Source organism: Asaia astilbis JCM 15831 (assembly GCF_000613845.1).
GTDB classification, from domain to species: Bacteria; Pseudomonadota; Alphaproteobacteria; order Acetobacterales; family Acetobacteraceae; genus Asaia; species Asaia astilbis.
Window position 1 is genome coordinate 1 of the sequence record NZ_BAJT01000039.1, and the last position, 2,283, is coordinate 2,283.

A 2,283-nucleotide genomic window follows, 5' to 3' on the forward strand; every position below is an offset into this window, starting at 1 on the left:
GGTCGTAGAGCGGTATGTCGGGCCCCCATTTCCTCGCAAATTCAGCAGAGCCGCGCGAGCGGCGGAGGTTTGCGTACCCGTGCAACTGACTGGCAATCTGCTCGAGTCCCGTAGCGGACAGATACCCAACAGGCTCCTGCCCCTCTGCATCCTTCCGGCTCTGCTCTGCCGCGCCTCGGGCCTCGGCTTCGATGATGTGGCGCTGGTAGTGCTGCTCTACATAGTGTAGAAAGATTTTCGCCGCCTCATCCGGGTCAGGAAAATCGGATGTAACTCGCCCGCCCTTGAAGAACGATATCGTCCCCCCAGGCATTCCTATCTTGAAGGGATCGGGCTGGAGCGTCATTTTGATTGTGTTTGTATAAAAGGCACTCTCCGGCTTCTGTCCGTGGGTCATTTCGATACGCTCCGAACGTCATCCTTTTTGGAAGGCGGCATGCCCCTTGACGGACTACAATCCATTTGGGGCAGTGCAGTTACGATTTTGAACCACGATAGCTTTGAAACGTCCGTCCATATTTGCCCTTCATACCCGTAACACCAAAGAACTACTCCAGAAGTAAGCTGTCCGTATGCAATAGCCATATGGACAGGATTTCCTTCCCTGAATGACACTTCAGCAACATAATATTTGCCTCGCTCTATCCTTGTCTCACTCATGCCTGTCTCTCCCCTGCGCTCGTCTTTCCTGTGTCTCGATGCAGGCGCGGATCCTGTCCTGCGCCTTCTTCTCTCGTGTCAGGCGGTCCGCGATCTCGTCGTCTCCGGCCTGTGCGGTGTTTTGGTGCGTGGCCTCGGTCATGCGGGCGCGTGCTCGGGCTGTCCGACATAGTTTGCGGCCAGTTCATCGAGGCGCTTCTGAATCATCTCGGCGACTTCGTTTTGCAGATCGTCGGAGACCGGGTTGCCGCTCTCATCCGCTTGAGAGACGTAACCGTTCCATTTCCCCCGAACAGCTATGACTTGCTCTGGCGCTTCTGCCTTCTTCAGCCAGCGCGCGTATCTCTCTTGAGTTGTAGGAGCACGCGTTTCCTGCCTCGGCTGCGTCTCGGTCGCCTGCGTCTGTGCCTGAGCAACCCGTAACTTCAACGGCTTGACGGTGTAGAGCTTCTTACTCCCCTTCGTGACCTGCAGGGCCATAGGCATGTCTTTTTCGAGCCCGCTCATGTGGCTGATGCGAATGCCACCAACCATGATCCCGCCAAACTTCACGGCAGCATCGCGAAAGAGCGTCATAGACTTGCCGACATAATCGGCACCGTCTTTGCCCCAGACATTCACGAGGACACGGCGCATTGACTTGCACGGGTAGAATGGCTTTCCGTTGCAGCCCTCGTAAAAGATGGCTATCGGCTGGTCTGTATTGCCCTCTTTGACTGCCTGAATCTTAACGGTAATCGGTCCGCCCAGCAGATCGTCAGCGTTCAACTGATCCGACTTGGCGATGATCGTTTTTGATAGATCGACCATCAGAGCATGATCTCCATTTCTTCGCGGCGTTCGGTGTCAAAAAACCGCGCCTTATTTGATTTGATGGCGTTCTCGTATTCGGCGTACTGGCGGCGGATCTCCATCTCCGCCTCGCGGGCCGCGTCGAGAAGAGCCGTCTGAAATTCGGGGTCTGGATAGACGCGCATGACCATCATTTTGCCCCCGCCCATGGCTGGGTAGCTGATGAAGTCGAGCCACTTACGCCCTGTGACCATGAGGCCGGTCTGGATCTGAGCCATGTATTCGCTCGGGACTTCCAGACTGATGATCGTCTTGAGCTGCAGGCCAGACAGGCGCGACTTGCACTCGATGAGCCCGCCATCACCCACGAGCCCATCCGGCGAATATCCGATGACCACGCCGCCGAAATCCTCAGTGATGAAGCCGACCTCTTCGACGGGTGCGATCTCCAGTGCATATTTCAGCTTAGCTTCCATCTCGTCCTCGTGGCCGCGCTCAAGTGTGCGGCTCGAGATGGATGGATCGGTCAGGCCGGTGATGCGCTGGGCCAAAAGGTCCGAGACAAGGCGACGCGAGTGATCGTTCTTTGCCGCTTTACCCGTGCTCGTGAGTAGCTTGCCGATCGTGCTTGCCGTGATGATCCCGCAGCGTGCCTGAAGCCACTCGTCTGTGCCTTGTTCAAGGTCGCGATATATTCTCACGCCCCCTCTCCCATAGCCTTAGCCAGAGCCGCGCGAGCCTTGGCGAAAGAGTCAGGCGCAATCCCGCGCTCTTCCAGCTCATCGGCGGTCAGTGCCTCGCGGTCTGGTGTCCGTGCGGCTTCTACGAGCA

At 57.1% G+C, this 2,283-nt stretch carries 4 protein-coding genes; all 4 read right to left on the bottom strand.

The window, feature by feature from the left end; all coding sequences use genetic code 11:
- A partial coding sequence (locus JCM15831_RS19705; RefSeq protein ID WP_035774774.1) for a hypothetical protein occupies positions 1 to 397 on the bottom strand: 397 nt, incomplete at its 3' end.
- Positions 398 to 652: 255 nt separating this feature from the next.
- Complete coding sequence (locus JCM15831_RS21755; RefSeq protein WP_156938935.1) at positions 653 to 802, bottom strand: hypothetical protein; 150 nt, start codon at positions 800 to 802, stop codon at positions 653 to 655.
- Complete coding sequence (locus JCM15831_RS15190; protein ID WP_025824904.1) at positions 799 to 1,470, bottom strand: hypothetical protein; 672 nt, start codon at positions 1,468 to 1,470, stop codon at positions 799 to 801. The genes JCM15831_RS21755 and JCM15831_RS15190 overlap by 4 nt, the downstream gene beginning before the upstream one ends.
- Positions 1,470 to 2,153 (bottom strand): lambda exonuclease family protein, encoded by a 684-nt coding sequence (locus tag JCM15831_RS15195; protein WP_025824905.1) that lies wholly within the window; start codon positions 2,151 to 2,153, stop codon positions 1,470 to 1,472. Before JCM15831_RS15195 ends, JCM15831_RS15190 begins: the two co-directional genes overlap by 1 nt.
- Positions 2,154 to 2,283: the final 130 nt, after the last annotated feature.

What these genes read in the sequence shown, in the direction of transcription:
- JCM15831_RS15190 (WP_025824904.1), bottom strand. Translation starts at nt 1,470, where the DNA reads ATGGTCGATCTATCAAAAACGATCATCGCCAAGTCGGATCAGTTGAAC.
- JCM15831_RS21755 (WP_156938935.1), bottom strand. Translation starts at nt 802, where the DNA reads ATGACCGAGGCCACGCACCAAAACACCGCACAGGCCGGAGACGACGAG.